The sequence below is a fragment of the Limnohabitans sp. B9-3 genome, from assembly GCF_002778325.1.
In the GTDB taxonomy this organism is placed as follows: Bacteria; Pseudomonadota; Gammaproteobacteria; order Burkholderiales; family Burkholderiaceae_C; genus Limnohabitans; species Limnohabitans kasalickyi.
In genome coordinates this window covers 200,823-217,579 of record NZ_NESI01000002.1, presented here as the reverse complement: position 1 = coordinate 217,579, position 16,757 = coordinate 200,823, and the positions used below count along the sequence as shown (strand labels likewise).

The window sequence follows — 16,757 nt, the reverse complement described above, 5'->3', positions numbered from 1 at the left end:
GCCGAACCTTAAACTTTTGTGGCTTGAGACGCCGTCAAGCGATACCCCACGCCACGCACGGTTTCCACCAACGAACCGGCTTCGCCCAGCGCCTCACGCAGACGCTTGACGTGTACATCCACAGTTCGTTCTTCAATGAACACATGGTCACCCCAGACGCGGTCCAACAACTGGCTGCGACTGTGAACGCGCTCGGCATGGTGCATCAAATAATTGAGCAGCTTGAACTCCGTGGGTCCCAATTTGACGGCTTGGTCATTGAAACTCACGCGGTGCGTGGCACCGTCCAACTGCAAACCGCCCAAGCGCACCACATCGCTGGCTTGCTCGGGTGCACGACGACGCAGCACCGCGCGAATACGCGCCAAGAGCTCTTGGGTCGAGAAAGGTTTGGTGATGTAGTCGTCTGCGCCTGCATCCAGGCCTGCAATTTTGTCTGGCTCATCGCCACGGGCAGTCAGCATCAAAATAGGCGTGGTTTTGGTCCGGGCATCGGCGCGCCAACGGCGTGCCAGTTGAATGCCAGATTGCCCTGGCAGCATCCAATCGAGCAAGATGACATCTGGCAGCACCTCATCAATGTGCGCCTGCGCCGCCTCACCGTCAGCCGCCAACACGGCCAGCATGCCGTGGTGACGCAAATTGACCCCGATCAACTCGGCAATCGCCGGCTCATCTTCGACCACTAAAACGCGTGCAATCTTCATTGACTATATTTCTCATTGACCCATGGACGATTCAACATCGGCCAAGGGGGTATGACGCACATCCTCACCTTTGACGATGTAGATGACAAATTCAGCAATGTTTTTGGCGTGATCGCCAATGCGCTCAATCGCTTTGGCGATGAACAACAAATCCAAACTGGCTGAAATGGTGCGCGGGTCTTCCATCATGTAGGTGATGAGCTTGCGCACGAAACCATCAAACTCTTGGTCGATGTCGTTGTCTTCGCGCAAGATACTGACAGCCATGGGAACGTCCAAACGTGCAAACGAATCCAAAGCTTTGCGCAACAGGCCAGATGCCAGCTCTGCAGACAAACGCAAATCGCCAGAAGGCAGTGAACGCGGTGCACTGCTACCCACGATGGACTTGACCATACGCGCAATTTTGGCAGCCTCATCGCCGACACGCTCTAAATTGGCAGTGGTTTTAGACATCGCCATCAGCAGTCGCAAGTCGCGCGCCGTCGGTTGGCGGCGGCCAATGATGGAGGCAATTTCGCGGTCAATCTCAACTTCTGCGCTATTGACCTTTACTTCAGCTACCAGCACATCGTCCGCCACTTCCGTGCTGAACTGGGAGAGCGCATAGACGGCTTGGCGAATTTGCGATTCGACCAACCCACCCAAGGCCATCACATGGGAGGAGATGTTGTTGAGGTCGGCATCGAACTGCGAGGACAGGTGTTTATCAGGCATGGTGTCTCCAATTAGCCGAAGCGGCCGGTGATGTAGTCTTCAGTGGCGGTCTTGTTGGGTTTGAAGAAGATTTGCTCGGTCTCGCCAAACTCCACCAGTTCACCCAAATACATATAGGCGGTGTAATCGCTGCAACGTGCAGCTTGCTGCATGTTGTGGGTCACGATGGCAATGGTGTAGTCGGCTTTTAACTCATGCACCAACTCTTCCACCTTACCAGTCGAAATCGGGTCGAGCGCCGAGGTGGGCTCATCGAGCAACAAAACCGAGGGCTTGACGGCCACACTGCGGGCAATGCACAAACGCTGCTGCTGACCACCCGACAAGGACAGTCCGTTTTGACCCAGCTTGTCTTTGACTTCAGTCCACAAAGCGGCCTTGGTCAACGCCCACTCCACACGCTCGTCCATCTCAGTTTTGCCGAGGGTTTCATACAAACGGACACCAAAAGCGATGTTGTCGTAAATCGTCATAGGAAACGGTGTGGGCTTTTGGAACACCATGCCGATGCGGGCGCGCAGCAAGTTCAAATCTTGCTTTGGGTCCAGAATGTTTTGGCCGTAAAAGTTGATTTCACCCTCAGCACGTTGACCGGGGTAAAGGCTGTACATGCGGTTCAAGGTGCGCAACAAAGTGGACTTGCCACAACCTGATGGACCAATGAATGCGGTGACTTTGCGCTCAGCAATGTCCATGGTGACATTTCGGAGGCCTTGAAATTTACCGTAGAAGAAGTTCAGATCGCGAACTTCGATGGCGTTCTTTGGTGCTGTTTTGATTTCAGACATTTTTAATCCAATTGAAATTAGGAACTGACTTTGTCGCGGAAGAACACGCGGGCCAAGATGTTGAGCACCAGCACCGTCAACGTGATCAGCAAGGCGCCGGCCCAAGCCAAGCGGACCCAGTTGTCGTAAGGACTCATGGCAAATTGGAAGATGACCACAGGCAAGTTGGCCATAGGCGCGCCCATGTTGGTGCTGAAGAATTGGTTGTTCAGCGCAGTGAACAGCAAAGGCGCTGTCTCGCCACTGATGCGGGCCACTGCCAACAACAAGCCTGTCATCACACCACTCTTGGCTGCGCGCAGACTGATGAACGTGGCGACTTTCCAGCGAGGAGCACCCAAGGCAAAGGCTGCTTCACGCAAGCTGCCGGGCACCAAACGCAACATGTTTTCGGTGGTCCGCATGATGACGGGCACCGCAATGAGCGCCAAGGCCAAACTACCCGCATAGCCTGAAAAATTGCCCACCGTGGCCACCGCAATGGCGTAGACAAACAAACCCAGCACAATGGAAGGCGCTGACAACATGATGTCGGTCACAAAGCGGGTGAGCTCGGCAGTTTTGCTTTCGTCGCCGAACTCGGTCAAGTAAACACCCGCCAAGATGCCCACAGGGGTGGACACCACCACCGTCAAGCCCACAATCATCAAGCTGCCCACGATGGCATTGCGCAAACCGCCACCTTCGGTGCCGGGTGCGGGCGTATCGCTGAACAACAAGTTGGCATCTATGCCCGACAAGCCATTGGAAAACAACACGAAAAGAATCCAAAGCAACACAGCTAAGCCAATAGCCATCGCTGACATTGAAAACACCAAGCCTAGAGAGCTGATGATGCGGCGTTTTGTATAAAGTTGATTGTTCATGGACGTGGATACCTGTTAATTACCTTTGGCTTTTTCGGTACGCATGATCATCACCTTGGCGGCGGCCAACACCACAAAAGTAATCACGAATAGCAAGAAGCCCAGGGCAAACAAAGTCGAAAAATGCAAAGCTTCAGCCTCGCCAAATTCGTTGGCCAACACCGATGCAATCGACGTGCCGGGCGAGAACAAAGAGGTGGGCATGCGGTTGGCGTTACCAATCACAAAAGTCACCGCCATGGTTTCACCCAAAGCGCGCCCCAACCCCAACATGATGCCGCCAATCACACCTTTTTGCGTGTAGGGCAGCACGACCTTGCGCACCACCTCCCAAGTGGTGCAACCCAAGCCATAAGCTGATTCGCGAAGAATGGGCGGTGTGATCTCGAACACATCACGCATCACCGCAGCGACAAACGGCAAGACCATGAAGGCCAGAACCACACCGGCGGCCAAGATGCCCATGCCATTGGTCGCACCCCCAAACAAAAAGCCGACCAAAGGCATGCCACCCAGAACTTGCTTGAGTGGCACTTGCACGTAATCGGCAAACAAAGGGGCAAAAACAAACAAACCAAACATGCCATAAATGATGGAGGGCACAGCCGCCAGCAATTCAATGGACGTACCCAACGGGCGACGCAGCCATGTAGGACAGGTCTCGGTCAAAAAGACAGCCACACCAAAAGCAAGGGGGACAGCAAGCAGAAGTGCAATCCCTGCGCTGGCTATCGTGCCAACGACGGCGATGGCCGCACCGAACTCTGAATTGATGATGTCCCACTCAATACGCCACAAAAAGTGGAAACCAAATTTTTGAAACGTAGGCCAAGCGTTCACAAACAAGGAAATGATGATGCCCAACAAGGCCGCCAACACGAGCAATGAAAAAGATTGCGTGACGCGATGAAAAAAGAAATCTTGCACGCGCTGGCGTTTGGCAACCGCCACCATATCAGCACTGACGGCTTGACCAGATTCTTCTTGCAGTAAATTTTGTGAGCTCATGACAGACCCTAGACTCATTGAATCACCCGACTTCTTAAAAACCAAAATTCCGTCGACTTTGAAACCAAGGCCGACGGAATAAAGTAGCGCAATTCAATTTACTTTTGAATTTGTGACCAAACGCGGGTGCGGATAGCTGTGGTCAAAGCGTCAGGCAGAGCCACGTAGTCGAGGTCAGCTGCCATCTTCTTGCCATTAGTGAATGACCAATCAAAAAACTTGAGGGCCTCAGCAGCAGCCGCTTTGTCAGAGGGTTGCTTGTACATCAAGATGAACGATGCAGTGCTGATAGGCCAGCTGTTGGCGCCCTTGGCGTTGACCATGGACACGCCCATGCCTGGGACGCTGAACCAGTCAGCACCCGCCGCCGCAGCAGCAAATGTCAAATCGTCCGGCGCGACATACTTGCCTTCTGCATTTTGCATTTGCATGTAGTTCATGTTGTTTTTCTTGACGTAGGCGTACTCCACGTAACCAATAGAGCCTTTGACACGGTTCACGTTGGCTGCAACGCCTTCGTTACCTTTGCCGCCTACAGAGGATGCAGCTGGCCACTTGACAGCAGCGCCCTTACCCACTGACTCAGCCCAGCCTTTGCTGGTGGCAGATAGATAGTCGGTGAAGTTGAAGGTGGTGCCCGAACCATCAGCGCGGTGCACGACGGTGATGGCTTGGTCAGGTAATTTTTTGCCTGGGTTTAAGGCAGCGATCTTTGGATCGTTGAAGTTGCTGATCTTGCCCATGAACATGTCAGCCAACACAGGGCCAGTGATGCGCAATTCGCCTGGCTTGAAACCATCCAAGTTCACCACTGGCACCGTGCCGCCAATGATGGCTGGGAATTGAACCAAGCCCTCTTTCTCCAAATCGTCGCCAGACATAGGCGCGTCAGTCGCGCCGAAAGTCACTGTCTTGGCCTTGATTTGACGGATACCGCCAGAAGAACCAATAGATTGGTAGTTCAAGCTGTTACCCGAAGCGGCCTTGTAGCCTTCAGCCCACTTAGCGTAGATAGGGAAAGGAAATGTTGCCCCGGCGCCTGTGATGTCGGCAGCGAAGGCTGAACCCATGGCCAAAGTTGCCATTGCTGCGGCGGCCACGGATTTGATGAATGCGCGTTTCGTGTTCATGTGATTCCTCAATTGGTTAGAACTCTCGAGACTTTAGCGTCGGATTGTGACGGAACTGTGACATATATGACAGTTTTTAACTTTTACATTTCAAGTAATTCTGGACCATGAGTACAACTCAGACACCTGAGATTCAACAGGTCGAAGCCTTGTCTGCCTTGCTGCAAATTACGCCCAGCGCTTTGTCGTTTCACCTCAAAGCCTTAGCCATGCCGATGTGATCAGCGCGCAGGTCAGTGGCCGCAACCTGATTTACCGTGCTAAGTTGGCTCGCATAAACGGCCAACACCTGCTGTTAACTTTTTAAATTTCTTATAACAAGGAGAAGCTCAGAGGCACAGGGCACGTGAAATCAGCAAAAACCACGTATGAACTTCTTTGGACGCGAACTCAGCCCATAAGGGGGCGCTGTTCATGCCGCCATCATTTTGTTTGGCTGTGAATCCGGTGCCGCCTTAGCCACGGTGGTGGGCGTGCTGATTGAAGTTGCTGTGATGCTGCTCGTCTTCCATGTGGTCAACCGCAGGATAGGTTGGTACGAACCTCGTTAAGTGGACAAGGTGTCCGCAATGCGGCGTGCACAGGCGTTAGCTTGCGCTTCATCACGCGCCTCGACCATCACGCGCACCAAAGGTTCAGTTCCGCTGGCGCGAATCAACACACGTCCGGTGTCGCCTAACTCAGCCTCTGCTTTTTGGGTTTCTTCTTGCAAGCGAGTGTTGGCCTTCCAGTCTTGACCAGGGCGCAAACGCACATTGATCAACGTCTGCGGAAACAACGTGACATCCTTGAGCAAGTCGGCCATAGTTCGGCCACTGCGCACGCAGGTTTGCAAAATTTGCAAAGCGCTGATCAAACCGTCGCCAGTGGTGTGCTTGTCCAAGGCCAGCAAATGGCCTGAGCCCTCGCCACCTAATATCCAACCGTGTTTGGCCAATTCTTCGAGCACATAACGGTCGCCCACTTTGGCGCGCACAAATTTCACACCGCGTTTTTTAAACGCCACTTCAACGGCCATGTTGGTCATCAGCGTGCCCACCACACCCGGCACCACCTCGTCTTTCGCAAGCCGGTCATCGGCCATCAAATACAGCAACTCATCGCCATTGAACAAACGTCCTTGTGCATCGACCATTTGCAAGCGATCGGCGTCGCCATCCAGCGCCACGCCAAAATCGGCATGGTTGGCTTTGACTGAGCGCACCAAGGCGTCTGGATGGGTAGCGCCCACCTCTTTGTTGATGTTGAGTCCGTCTGGGCTGCAGCCGATCGCGATCACCTCCGCCCCCAACTCGTGAAACACTTTGGGCGCTATGTGATAGGCAGCGCCATGGGCCGCATCGACCACAATCTTCACGCCTTTGAGCGTCAGATCGTTGGAGAACGTGCTTTTGCAAAACTCGATGTAACGACCTGCGGCGTCGTCCAAACGACGCGTTTTACCCAAATTCGCCGAATCCACCCAAACGGGGGTTTCATCGAGGGCGGTCTCTACGGCCAGCTCCCAAGCGTCATCCAGCTTGGTGCCTTTGGCGCTGAAAAACTTGATGCCGTTGTCTGCAAATGGGTTGTGACTGGCACTGATGACCACACCAAGGCTGGCACGTTGCGCACGCGTGAGATAGGCCACCCCTGGCGTCGGTAAGGGCCCGAGCAACACCACGTTGACGCCAGCGGAATTAAAGCCAGACTCCAAGGCCGACTCCAACATATAGCCCGAAATCCGTGTGTCTTTGCCAATCAACACCGTGGGATGGGCTTCGGTTCGTTTGAGCACACGGCCTACTGCATGCGCCAAGCGCAACACAAAATCAGGGGTAATCGGCGCTTGACCCACGGTGCCGCGGATGCCATCTGTTCCAAAGTATTGACGTGTCATGGTGATTTATTCTTGGTTTATTGAGGAGCAATTGTCGCAAACAAGTGCACTCTTTTGAGGCGTAGTTGCGAATTAAGGGGTGCATCAACGTGCTGCTTGCCACACCTTCAGCGCCTGAACCGTTTGAAGTACGTCGTGCACCCGCACAACGCGTGCACCTCGCTCAAGAGCCACCAACGCAGCGGCCAAGCTGGGCACCAACCGTTCACCCACGTCGCAACCCGTCACGGCCCCCAGCGACGATTTGCGCGACCAGCCCACCAACAAGGGGTAGCCCAACGCCATCAAGGTCGACTGCGCCGACAGCAGCTCAAAGTTTTGTGCCACAGTTTTGCCAAAACCGACGCCGGGGTCGAGCGCAATGCGCGCAGCCGCAACACCTTGCGCCTGAAGTTGCGTGGCACCGTCGTTCAAAAATCGCGAGACAGGCGCGATCACCGAACCCGTCATCGGCAAGGTTTGCATGGTCTGAGGCTCGCCATGCATGTGCATCAAACAAACACCGCAACTGGGGTGCGCAGCAATCACCGACACAGCACCAGGTTGGCGCAGGGCCCAAATGTCATTGATGATGTCCGCCCCCGCATCCAAGACGGCCTGCATCACCTGAGGTTTGTAGGTGTCAACGGACACGGGCACGTTCAAACGCACCGCCTCACGCACCACGGGCAAAACACGTGCAAGCTCATCATCAAGAGACACGGCTTGAGCACCAGGACGGGTGGACTCAGCACCAATGTCCAAAATATTCGCGCCCTCTCTGAGTAGCTGTTCGCAGTGCGCCAACGGTGCGTAACGACCACCATCAGAAAATGAGTCAGGCGTGACATTGACGATCCCCATGACTTGGGGCTGGGTCAGGTCAATCCGAAAACGTGAGGTTTGCCAAAACATACAAGGTCCATGAAAAACGGGGCTTGCGCCCCGTTGGTGTGTTTTGTCTTCTAGGCAGATCACGCAGCCGAAGGCGTTGGGTCGGTCTGCACCGCAGGCGTGCCGCCACTACCATCGCCCGAAGGAGGTTTGCGCGGGGTCCAGTCTTTGGGGGGGCGCGGCTCACGCCCTGCCATGATGTCATCCAATTGCTCTGTATCGATGGTTTCCCATTCCAGCAAAGCTTTGGCCATGGCGTGCATCTTGTCCGAGTTTTCTTCGATCAAGCGACGCGCCGAGGTGTATTGCTCATCAATGATGCTTCGCACTTCCATGTCCACCTTTTGCATGGTTGCTTCAGACATATTGGTGGTTTTGGTCACGGAACGACCCAAGAACACTTCACCTTCGTTTTCGGCATAGACCATGGGGCCCAAAGCTTGGGTCATGCCGTAGCGCATCACCATGTCACGTGCAATCGATGTGGCACGCTCAAAGTCGTTGCTGGCACCTGTGGTCATCTGGTTCATGAACACCTCTTCTGCAATACGGCCACCGAACAACATGCTGATTTGGTTCAGCATGAATTCTTTGTCGTAGCTGTAGCGGTCTTGAGCGGGAAGGCTCATCGTCACACCCAAGGCACGGCCGCGCGGAATGATAGTGACCTTGTGAACGGGGTCGCATTTGGGCAACAACTTGCCAATCAAAGCGTGGCCTGACTCGTGATATGCCGTGTTACGACGCTCTTCTTCAGGCATGACCATGCTCTTGCGCTCAGGGCCCATCAGAATTTTGTCTTTGGCCTTTTCAAAGTCCACCATTTCGACCACACGCGCATTACGACGGGCAGCCATCAAGGCGGCTTCGTTACACAAGTTGGCCAAATCAGCGCCACTCATGCCGGGTGTGCCGCGTGCAATCACGCTGGCGTTGACGTCTTGTCCAACAGGCACTTTGCGCATGTGCACGTTCAAAATTTGTTCGCGACCGCGGATGTCTGGCAAGGTCACATAGACCTGACGGTCAAAGCGTCCTGGGCGCAACAAAGCGGCGTCCAAAATATCAGGGCGGTTAGTCGCTGCGACCACGATAACGCCAAGGTTGGTCTCAAAACCGTCCATCTCAACCAGCATTTGGTTCAACGTTTGTTCACGTTCGTCGTTGCCACCACCCAAGCCTGCACCGCGCTGACGACCCACAGCATCGATTTCGTCGATGAAGATGATGCAAGGCGCGTTTTTCTTAGCGTTTTCAAACATGTCGCGCACGCGGGCGGCACCCACACCCACAAACATTTCAACGAAATCAGAGCCTGAAATGCTAAAGAATGGCACCTTAGCTTCGCCAGCAATACCTTTGGCCAGCAAAGTTTTACCGGTACCGGGAGGGCCGACCAACAGTAAACCACGTGGAATACGGCCGCCCAGTTTTTGGAACTTTTGCGGGTCTTTCAAAAAGTCAACCACCTCTTTGACTTCTTCTTTGGCCTCGTCGCAGCCGGCCACATCGGCAAACGTCACGGTGTTGTTGTTTTCGTCCAACATACGCGCTTTGCTTTTACCAAAACTAAACGCACCGCCTTTGCCGCCACCCTGCATTTGACGCATGAAGTAGACCCAGACACCAATCAACAATAGCATCGGGCCCCAGCTGACCAGCAAAGTCATCAAGAATGAACCTTCTTCGCGGGGCTTGACGTCAAACTTCACGCCGTTGGCAATTAAATCGCCCACCAAGCCACGGTCTAGGTAAGTGGCAGTCGTGCGCAACTTCCGCTCGTCGTTGGTGATAGCCACAATTTCTGTGCCTCCAGCACCTTCTTGAATGGTGGCCGTTTTGATGCGCTTGGCACGCACTTCCTCTAGGAAGTCCGAATAACCAACGTAGCCGTTGGATGCGCTAGGGCGTGTTTCAAATTGCTTGAACACAGTGAACAGCACCAAGCCGATCACCAACCAAACTGCGACTTTTGAGAACCATTGATTGTTCAATGTGGGCTCCGAAATAAAAATAGATACAAGTTGTACCAGTTGGGTGTCATTTTAAGCTTTTCAAGCGCAAATAAAAATTTAACTGCACGAATCAGCCTTGTAGGGCTCATGGATTAACCAAATTGCGATGTTTAAGCCCCATGCCAATCAAAAAAGTTTCACTGGATTTGTCACGGCTGGATTTGGGCTTGAAGGGCTTCACCACTTTGAAAGTGTCTTTGAAAAGCTGAGTCAACTGACTGTAACCACTGCCATGAAAAAGTTTGACCACCAAGGCACCGTCGTCTTTGACATGCTTTTGGGCAAACTCAACGGCTAACTCGACCAGATGGACGATCCGCATCGCATCCGAAGATTCGATGCCCGACAAGTTCGGCGCCATGTCTGACACCACGACATCAACAATGCGGCCATTCAGGGCTGTCTCGAGTTGGGCTAAAACTTCGGCCTCTCGAAAGTCGCCTTGCAAAAACGTGACGTCTTCAATCGGCTCCATGTGCAGAATATCCAAACCAATGATGGTGCCGTTGAGCGTTCCCGAGGCGGCGCCATCGGGAGACATGCGACGACGCAGATACTGACTCCAAGCACCTGGCGCGCACCCTAAGTCGACCACCACATGGCCGGGCTTGACCAGCCCCAGTTGCTCATCAATTTCTTTGAGCTTGTAAGCCGCACGGGCACGGAAGCCCTCTTTTTGTGCGAGCTTGACATAAGGGTCATTCACGTGGTCGTTCAACCAAGACTTGTTGACCTTTTTACTTTTAGTTTTAGCTTTCAATTCATACCCTTAAGCGAGCGGGGATAATACCCCCATGTCCGCAATACAACTCACACCTGCTCAACGCAAAATTCACCGTGCCGAAGCGCACCATCTCGACCCTGTTGTGATGATCGGCAACGATGGTTTAACCCCCGCCGTTCTCAAAGAAGCTGAGATGGCTTTGAACGCTCACGGCCTCATCAAAATTCGCGTTCTTGGCGATGACCGCCCTGCTCGCGAAGCCATGTATCTCGCTTTGGCCGATCAACTGAACGCTGCACCGATTCAGCACATCGGCAAACTCTTCATCTTATGGCGCCCCAAATCTGACAAAGTGCGTGATGATGCTGACGAAGATCGCATGTCAGGCCCACGCGACGTGAAAGTGCTGAAGTACAGCAAACGCGGCGGACAGCGCCCTGAAGTCAAGACACTGCGTGTGCTGGGCAACCAACGACTCACCTCCGGCGGTCAAGTTAAGCGTGCAAAACCTAAGAAAATTTCCATCAAAAAACGCACGTTGGGTTAACCCGCTTTTGCGATTTAGAAATGCAAGGGCATCCACATGGATGCCCTTTTTTGTGCCTATGGTCTACGCTTTAGAAGCGCTCAGCTGCCACATGACCTTCGCCGCACATGCGGATTGCAACAAATAAAATGCAGTGCCCACGTTGTGCCATAGCCACAAATTTTCTCGCGCCACGATGTGCGGCGCCACTGCCAATTCAAGCAGCAGCGCCAACAAAATGCCACCCATTACCCAAACTGAAGGTGAATAAGGTTCATCTTGCGCCTCGCGTCTGGCCGCTAAAAGCAACAAAAGACCGCAAGCAACAGACAGCCAACTCTGTGCGGTAAAGAGCTTGGCAGCCATGCGGCCAGCGATCACTGGCGTCTCCAAGTGCACGAATAACAGTGGCACGACAACAAAACCAACGGCCACCAAACTACCCCACCACAGCGCTGCTAAAAAGACTTGCAAACGCGCCATGGGGTGCAATCAGAGGTATGAAACCGTCATGATCTCATAGCGTTTGATGCCGCCTGGAGCCTGCACTTCCGCCACATCGCCCTCTTCTTTGCCAATCAAGGCCCGCGCAATGGGACTGCTGATGTTGACCAAACCGAGTTTCAAATCGGCCTCGTCCTCACCCACGATTTGGTAAGTCACTTTGTCGCCGGAATCTTCATCTTCCAACGAGACGGTGGCACCAAACACCACGCGCCCCCCCGCATCCAATTCGGATGGGTCAATGATTTGTGCCACCGACAGCTTGCCTTCAATTTCTTGAATGCGGCCTTCGATGAAACCTTGGCGATCTTTGGCCGCATCGTATTCGGCGTTTTCGCTCAAGTCACCTTGCGCACGCGCCTCGGCGATGGCATTGATCACAGAGGGACGCTCAACGGTTTTGAGTTTGTGCAACTCGTCTTTGAGCTTCTCTGAACCGCGTTTGGTAATAGGAATGGTGGCCATGGTTTTTTCTAATCTGGCTGCTTAAGCCGTCAACTGGGCGTGCATTTCCTGCACAGAAATGACATCCAACTGGTCCATGTACTTCATCCCCTCAACGGCCGCTTCTGCGCCGGCTATTGTTGTGAAGGTCGTCACACGGTTGAGCAATGCCGAGGTACGAATGTGACGTGAATCGGCAATCGCATTGCGACGCTCTTCCACCGTGTTGATCACCAACACCACTTCGTTGTTTTTGATCATGTCCACGATATGCGGACGACCTTCGGTCACCTTGTTGACCGTCGCGCAAGCCACACCCGCCGCGTTGATCGCGCTGGCTGTGCCCTTGGTTGCAATCAATGCGAAGCCTTGCGCCACCAATTGACGAGCCACTTCGATGGCACGCGCCTTGTCGTTGTTTTTCACCGAAATGAAGACCTTGCCCGAAGGCGTGCCGTCGGCTTTGTTCGGGCGGGGCAGCTTGGTCCCAGCGCCCAATTGGCTCTTCACAAAGGCTTCGCCAAAGGTCTTGCCCACGCCCATGACTTCGCCGGTGGACTTCATCTCGGGGCCGAGAATGGTGTCGACGCCGGGGAACTTCACGAAGGGGAATACCGCTTCTTTCACGCTGAAATAAGGCGGTGTGACTTCTTTTGTGATGCCTTGCGACGCGAGTGTTTGACCCGCCATGCAGCGCGCCGCCACCTTGGCCAACTGGATGCCCGTGGCTTTCGACACGTAAGGCACAGTGCGTGAAGCGCGGGGGTTCACTTCCAGCACGTAGATCACGTCTTGGCCATCCACATGCTGGATGGCAAACTGCACGTTCATCAAACCCACCACGTTCAAGGCACCGGCCATGGCGGCCGATTGGCGCTTGAGCTCGTCCACCGTGGCAGACGACAAAGAGTAAGGCGGCAAAGAGCAAGCCGAGTCACCGCTGTGCACACCCGCTTGTTCGATGTGCTCCATCACGCCACCGATGAAGGTCTTACCTTCGGGGTCGCGCAGGCAGTCCACATCGCACTCGATCGCATCGTTCAGGAAACGGTCCAGCAGCACGGGCGAGTCGTGCGACACCTTGACCGCTTCGCGCATGTAGCGCTCCAGGTCACGTTGCTCGTGCACGATTTCCATGGCGCGACCACCCAGCACGTAGCTGGGGCGAACCACCAAGGGGTAACCCAAGGCGGCTGCTTTTTCGAGGGCTTCTGGCTCGGTGCGTGCTGTGGCGTTGGGGGGTTGGCGCAAACCGAGGTCTTGCAACAATTTCTGGAAACGCTCACGGTCTTCGGCCGCGTCGATCATGTCGGGGCTGGTGCCGATGATGGGCACGCCAGCGGCTTCCAGATCCAAAGCGAGCTTCAAAGGCGTTTGGCCGCCATATTGAACGATGACGCCTGTAGGCTTTTCCTTGTCCACAATTTCAAGCACATCTTCCAAGGTGACGGGCTCAAAGTACAAACGGTCCGAGGTGTCGTAGTCGGTCGACACGGTCTCAGGGTTGCAGTTGACCATGATGGTTTCGTAACCGTCTTCGCGCATGGCGAGCGCGGCGTGTACGCAGCAGTAGTCGAACTCAATGCCTTGACCGATTCGGTTGGGGCCACCACCCAAGACCATGATCTTCTTGTTGGTCGTGGGTTCTGCTTCGCACTCGCCATCTCCGTTGCCTTCATAGCAGGAGTACATGTAGGCGGTGTCGGTCGAGAACTCGGCCGCGCAGGTGTCCACGCGCTTGTAAACGGGACGGATGTTCAGCGCGTGACGACGGGCACGCACCACATGCTCGGTGGTTTTGAGCAATTTGGCCAAACGGCGATCGGAGAAGCCCTTCTTCTTGAGCGCACGCAGCTCGTCTGCCGTGATGGCTTCCAGCGTGGTGGTTTCAAGTTCAAGCTCTATCTTCACGATCTCTTCGATTTGCACCAAGAACCAAGGGTCGATCTTGGTCAAGGCAAACACCTCGTCCACGCTCAAGCCCATGGCGAAGGCATCGCCCACGTACCAAATGCGCTCTGGGCCGGGTTCGCCCAGTTCTTTCTCGAGCACTTCGCGGTCTTGGGTTTTTTCGTTCATGCCATCCACGCCCACTTCCAAACCACGCAGGGCTTTTTGGAAGGACTCTTGGAAGGTGCGGCCCATGGCCATGACTTCGCCCACCGATTTCATTTGGGTGGTCAAGCGGCTGTCAGCAGTTGGGAACTTCTCGAAAGCGAAACGGGGGATCTTGGTGACCACGTAGTCGATCGATGGCTCAAACGAGGCTGGCGTGGCACCACCTGTGATGTCGTTGCGCAACTCGTCGAGCGTGTAGCCCACAGCCAGCTTGGCCGCGACTTTGGCAATCGGGAAACCCGTGGCCTTGGAGGCCAACGCGGACGAACGCGACACACGTGGGTTCATCTCAATGACGACCATGCGGCCGTCTTTAGGATTGATCGAGAACTGCACGTTAGAGCCGCCCGTGTCCACACCGATTTCGCGCAACACAGCCAAAGAGGCATTGCGCAAAATTTGGTATTCCTTGTCAGTCAAGGTTTGTGCGGGTGCTACGGTGATGGAGTCACCGGTATGCACACCCATGGGGTCCAAGTTTTCGATCGAGCAGATGATGATGCAGTTGTCCGTCTTATCGCGCACCACTTCCATCTCGTACTCTTTCCAGCCGAGCAGCGATTCTTCAATCAGCAGCTCGGTGGTGGGTGAAGCCTCCAGACCGCGCTTGCAGATGACTTCGAATTCTTCGGGGTTGTAGGCGATGCCGCCGCCCGTGCCGCCCAGCGTGAAGCTGGGGCGAATGACAGTGGGGAAGCCCAATGTCTTTTGCACATCCCACGCTTCTTCCATGCTGTGGGCAATGCCCGAACGGGCCGATCCCAGACCAATCTTGGTCATAGCGTCTTTGAACTTCAGACGATCTTCGGCTTTGTCGATGGCCTCTGGCGTAGCACCAATCAGCTCGACCTTGTACTTTTCGAGCACGCCGTTGTGCCACAGGTCCAAAGCGCAGTTGAGCGCGGTTTGGCCACCCATGGTGGGCAAGATCGCATCAGGGCGCTCTTTGGCGATGATCTTCTCGACCGTCTGCCAAGTGATGGGTTCGATGTAAGTGACGTCGGCCGTGGCCGGGTCGGTCATGATCGTGGCAGGGTTGCTGTTGATCAAGATGACTTTGTAGCCCTCTTCACGCAAAGCTTTGCAAGCCTGCACGCCAGAGTAGTCGAACTCGCAAGCTTGACCAATGATGATCGGGCCAGCGCCAATGATGAGGATGCTTTTGAGGTCTGTGCGCTTTGGCATTATTTTGTCTCCATCAGGTTGATGAAGCGGTCAAAAAGGTAAGCAATGTCGTGTGGGCCAGGCGATGCCTCGGGGTGACCCTGGAAGCAGAACGCGGGCTTGTCGGTGCGGGCCAGGCCCTGCAAGGTGCCGTCAAACAATGACACGTGTGTGGCACGCAAATTGGCGGGCAGCGATTTCTCATCCACCGCAAAACCGTGGTTCTGGCTGGTGATGGACACGCGACCCGTGTCAAGTTCTTTCACAGGATGGTTGGCACCATGGTGACCAAATTTCATCTTGAAGGTCTTCGCGCCACTGGCCAAGGCCATGATTTGGTGGCCCAAACAAATGCCAAATGTGGGAATGCCAGTTTCGATCAACTCGGCAGCCGCAGCGATCGCGTAATCACAAGGCTGTGGATCGCCAGGCCCATTGGACAAGAAGATGCCGTCAGGGTTGTGCTTGAGCACATCGGCTGCCGATGTTTTAGCGGGCACCACCGTGACTTGACAGCCACGCTCAGCCAACATGCGCAAGATGTTTTTCTTCACGCCAAAGTCATAGGCGACCACGTGAAATTTAGGAGCGGCCAAAGTGCCGTAGCCCTGACCCAACACCCACTCCGTTTCGGTCCAGTCAAAAGACTCAGACACCGTCACTTTTTGGGCTAAATCGAGACCAGACATCGAAGGCGCAGCTTGTGCCGCAGCCACTGCTTGGTCAATCAAGGCTTGGGTCACTTGCTGACCTTGAGCCAAGCCCAAGATGGCACCGTTTTGGGCACCTTGGGTGCGCAACAAGCGTGTCAGTTGACGGGTGTCGATGTTGGCAATCGCAACAGTACCAGCTTCGACCAAGTAAGCGGACAAGGTTTGGTGTGAGCGGAAGTTGCTTGCGATCAAAGGCAAATCTTTGATGATCAAGCCAGCAGCATGGACTTTGTCAGCTTCGATGTCTTCCACGTTGACGCCGTAGTTACCGATGTGCGGGTACGTCAAAGTGACGATCTGCTGGCAGTAGCTGGGGTCAGTGAGGATTTCCTGATAGCCGGTGAGTGAGGTGTTGAACACCACTTCGCCGACGGTGGAGCCAGAGGCTCCAATCGAGTTGCCGATAAAGACCGTGCCGTCTGCGAGCGCCAAGATGGCGGGCGGGAAGGTTCCCTGAAGAGACAAAAGCACTGGGTTCTCCGGAATAGTTCGGGTACGCCTCAGCGCTCACAAGAGAATGTCTTCTCTTTGGCTGCTTTGTTCGAGGAATTTGCCTAGTTTTGGCTGGGGCGTACAGGTTG

16 protein-coding genes and 1 pseudogene are annotated in these 16,757 nt (G+C 54.5%); 3 read left to right on the top strand and 14 right to left on the bottom strand.

What is annotated here, in order from left to right:
* Window positions 1-8: 8 nt before the first annotated feature.
* The 6 genes from phoB to pstS form a co-directional block, all read right to left on the bottom strand.
* Complete coding sequence (gene phoB / locus B9Z42_RS03900; RefSeq protein ID WP_100132034.1) at window positions 9-707, bottom strand: phosphate regulon transcriptional regulator PhoB; 699 nt, start codon at window positions 705-707, stop codon at window positions 9-11.
* Between the two features lie 12 nt (window positions 708-719).
* On the bottom strand, window positions 720-1,424 hold the full coding sequence (gene phoU / locus B9Z42_RS03895) for a phosphate signaling complex protein PhoU (protein WP_100132033.1): 705 nt from the start codon (window positions 1,422-1,424) through the stop codon (window positions 720-722).
* Between the two features lie 11 nt (window positions 1,425-1,435).
* A complete protein-coding gene (gene pstB / locus B9Z42_RS03890; protein WP_100132032.1) occupies window positions 1,436-2,212 on the bottom strand; it encodes a phosphate ABC transporter ATP-binding protein PstB in 777 nt (258 codons plus the stop codon).
* A gap of 17 nt (window positions 2,213-2,229) precedes the next feature.
* Complete coding sequence (pstA, locus tag B9Z42_RS03885) at window positions 2,230-3,078, bottom strand: phosphate ABC transporter permease PstA (protein WP_100132031.1); 849 nt, start codon at window positions 3,076-3,078, stop codon at window positions 2,230-2,232.
* A gap of 15 nt (window positions 3,079-3,093) precedes the next feature.
* Window positions 3,094-4,086, bottom strand: a complete 993-nt coding sequence (pstC, locus tag B9Z42_RS03880; protein ID WP_233203513.1) for a phosphate ABC transporter permease subunit PstC — start codon at window positions 4,084-4,086, stop codon at window positions 3,094-3,096.
* 98 nt (window positions 4,087-4,184) lie between these two features.
* Window positions 4,185-5,216: a phosphate ABC transporter substrate-binding protein PstS gene (gene pstS / locus B9Z42_RS03875; RefSeq protein WP_100132029.1), complete on the bottom strand. Its 1,032-nt coding sequence runs from the start codon at window positions 5,214-5,216 to the stop codon at window positions 4,185-4,187.
* Between the two features lie 107 nt (window positions 5,217-5,323).
* Between pstS and B9Z42_RS16090 the strand changes: the two genes are divergently transcribed.
* Together B9Z42_RS16090 and B9Z42_RS16395 are read left to right on the top strand one after the other, a co-directional pair.
* Window positions 5,324-5,437: an ArsR family transcriptional regulator gene (locus B9Z42_RS16090; RefSeq protein ID WP_143474029.1), complete on the top strand. Its 114-nt coding sequence runs from the start codon at window positions 5,324-5,326 to the stop codon at window positions 5,435-5,437.
* Window positions 5,438-5,623: 186 nt separating this feature from the next.
* Window positions 5,624-5,767: pseudogene (locus B9Z42_RS16395) on the top strand (arsenical-resistance protein); the annotation flags it as partial.
* Here the strand turns inward: B9Z42_RS16395 and glmM are convergent.
* The 4 genes from glmM to B9Z42_RS03850 form a co-directional block, all read right to left on the bottom strand.
* Window positions 5,764-7,095, bottom strand: a complete 1,332-nt coding sequence (glmM, locus tag B9Z42_RS03865) for a phosphoglucosamine mutase (protein ID WP_100132028.1) — start codon at window positions 7,093-7,095, stop codon at window positions 5,764-5,766. The pseudogene B9Z42_RS16395 and the gene glmM overlap by 4 nt on opposite strands.
* Window positions 7,096-7,179: 84 nt before the next feature.
* Complete coding sequence (folP, locus tag B9Z42_RS03860; protein ID WP_100132027.1) at window positions 7,180-7,989, bottom strand: dihydropteroate synthase; 810 nt, start codon at window positions 7,987-7,989, stop codon at window positions 7,180-7,182.
* 59 nt (window positions 7,990-8,048) lie between these two features.
* Window positions 8,049-9,962: an ATP-dependent zinc metalloprotease FtsH gene (gene ftsH, locus B9Z42_RS03855; protein ID WP_100132026.1), complete on the bottom strand. Its 1,914-nt coding sequence runs from the start codon at window positions 9,960-9,962 to the stop codon at window positions 8,049-8,051.
* Between the two features lie 106 nt (window positions 9,963-10,068).
* On the bottom strand, window positions 10,069-10,743 hold the full coding sequence (locus tag B9Z42_RS03850; protein ID WP_100132025.1) for an RlmE family RNA methyltransferase: 675 nt from the start codon (window positions 10,741-10,743) through the stop codon (window positions 10,069-10,071).
* A 34-nt stretch (window positions 10,744-10,777) separates the two neighbouring features.
* Here B9Z42_RS03850 and B9Z42_RS03845 point away from each other — a divergent pair, with 34 nt between their 5' ends.
* Window positions 10,778-11,254: a YhbY family RNA-binding protein gene (locus B9Z42_RS03845; RefSeq protein WP_100132024.1), complete on the top strand. Its 477-nt coding sequence runs from the start codon at window positions 10,778-10,780 to the stop codon at window positions 11,252-11,254.
* A 63-nt stretch (window positions 11,255-11,317) separates the two neighbouring features.
* Here the strand turns inward: B9Z42_RS03845 and B9Z42_RS03840 are convergent, their stop codons facing one another.
* Genes B9Z42_RS03840 through carA form a run of 4 tightly spaced genes read right to left on the bottom strand, consistent with a single transcriptional unit; the run spans window position 11,318 to window position 16,647 of the window.
* Complete coding sequence (locus B9Z42_RS03840) at window positions 11,318-11,716, bottom strand: DUF4149 domain-containing protein (protein WP_100132023.1); 399 nt, start codon at window positions 11,714-11,716, stop codon at window positions 11,318-11,320.
* Between the two features lie 9 nt (window positions 11,717-11,725).
* On the bottom strand, window positions 11,726-12,202 hold the full coding sequence (gene greA / locus B9Z42_RS03835; RefSeq protein ID WP_100132022.1) for a transcription elongation factor GreA: 477 nt from the start codon (window positions 12,200-12,202) through the stop codon (window positions 11,726-11,728).
* Between the two features lie 21 nt (window positions 12,203-12,223).
* Window positions 12,224-15,484, bottom strand: coding sequence for a carbamoyl-phosphate synthase large subunit (gene carB, locus B9Z42_RS03830; protein WP_100132021.1), 3,261 nt, complete (start codon window positions 15,482-15,484; stop codon window positions 12,224-12,226).
* Window positions 15,484-16,647 carry a glutamine-hydrolyzing carbamoyl-phosphate synthase small subunit gene (gene carA / locus B9Z42_RS03825; RefSeq protein ID WP_199171973.1) on the bottom strand — a complete coding sequence of 388 codons (1,164 nt, stop codon included), beginning with the start codon at window positions 16,645-16,647 and terminating at the stop codon, window positions 15,484-15,486. The genes carB and carA overlap by 1 nt, the downstream gene beginning before the upstream one ends.
* Window positions 16,648-16,757: the final 110 nt, after the last annotated feature.

Coding starts and splice junctions, on each gene's coding strand:
- phoB (WP_100132034.1), bottom strand. CDS start 707: ATGAAGATTGCACGCGTTTTAGTGGTCGAAGATGAGCCGGCGATTGCC.
- phoU (WP_100132033.1), bottom strand. CDS start 1,424: ATGCCTGATAAACACCTGTCCTCGCAGTTCGATGCCGACCTCAACAAC.
- pstB (WP_100132032.1), bottom strand. CDS start 2,212: ATGTCTGAAATCAAAACAGCACCAAAGAACGCCATCGAAGTTCGCGAT.
- pstA (WP_100132031.1), bottom strand. CDS start 3,078: ATGAACAATCAACTTTATACAAAACGCCGCATCATCAGCTCTCTAGGC.
- pstC (WP_233203513.1), bottom strand. CDS start 4,086: ATGAGCTCACAAAATTTACTGCAAGAAGAATCTGGTCAAGCCGTCAGT.
- pstS (WP_100132029.1), bottom strand. CDS start 5,216: ATGAACACGAAACGCGCATTCATCAAATCCGTGGCCGCCGCAGCAATG.
- B9Z42_RS16090 (WP_143474029.1), top strand. CDS start 5,324: ATGAGTACAACTCAGACACCTGAGATTCAACAGGTCGAAGCCTTGTCT.
- glmM (WP_100132028.1), bottom strand. CDS start 7,095: ATGACACGTCAATACTTTGGAACAGATGGCATCCGCGGCACCGTGGGT.
- folP (WP_100132027.1), bottom strand. CDS start 7,989: ATGTTTTGGCAAACCTCACGTTTTCGGATTGACCTGACCCAGCCCCAA.
- B9Z42_RS03845 (WP_100132024.1), top strand. CDS start 10,778: ATGTCCGCAATACAACTCACACCTGCTCAACGCAAAATTCACCGTGCC.
- B9Z42_RS03840 (WP_100132023.1), bottom strand. CDS start 11,716: ATGGCGCGTTTGCAAGTCTTTTTAGCAGCGCTGTGGTGGGGTAGTTTG.
- greA (WP_100132022.1), bottom strand. CDS start 12,202: ATGGCCACCATTCCTATTACCAAACGCGGTTCAGAGAAGCTCAAAGAC.
- carB (WP_100132021.1), bottom strand. CDS start 15,484: ATGCCAAAGCGCACAGACCTCAAAAGCATCCTCATCATTGGCGCTGGC.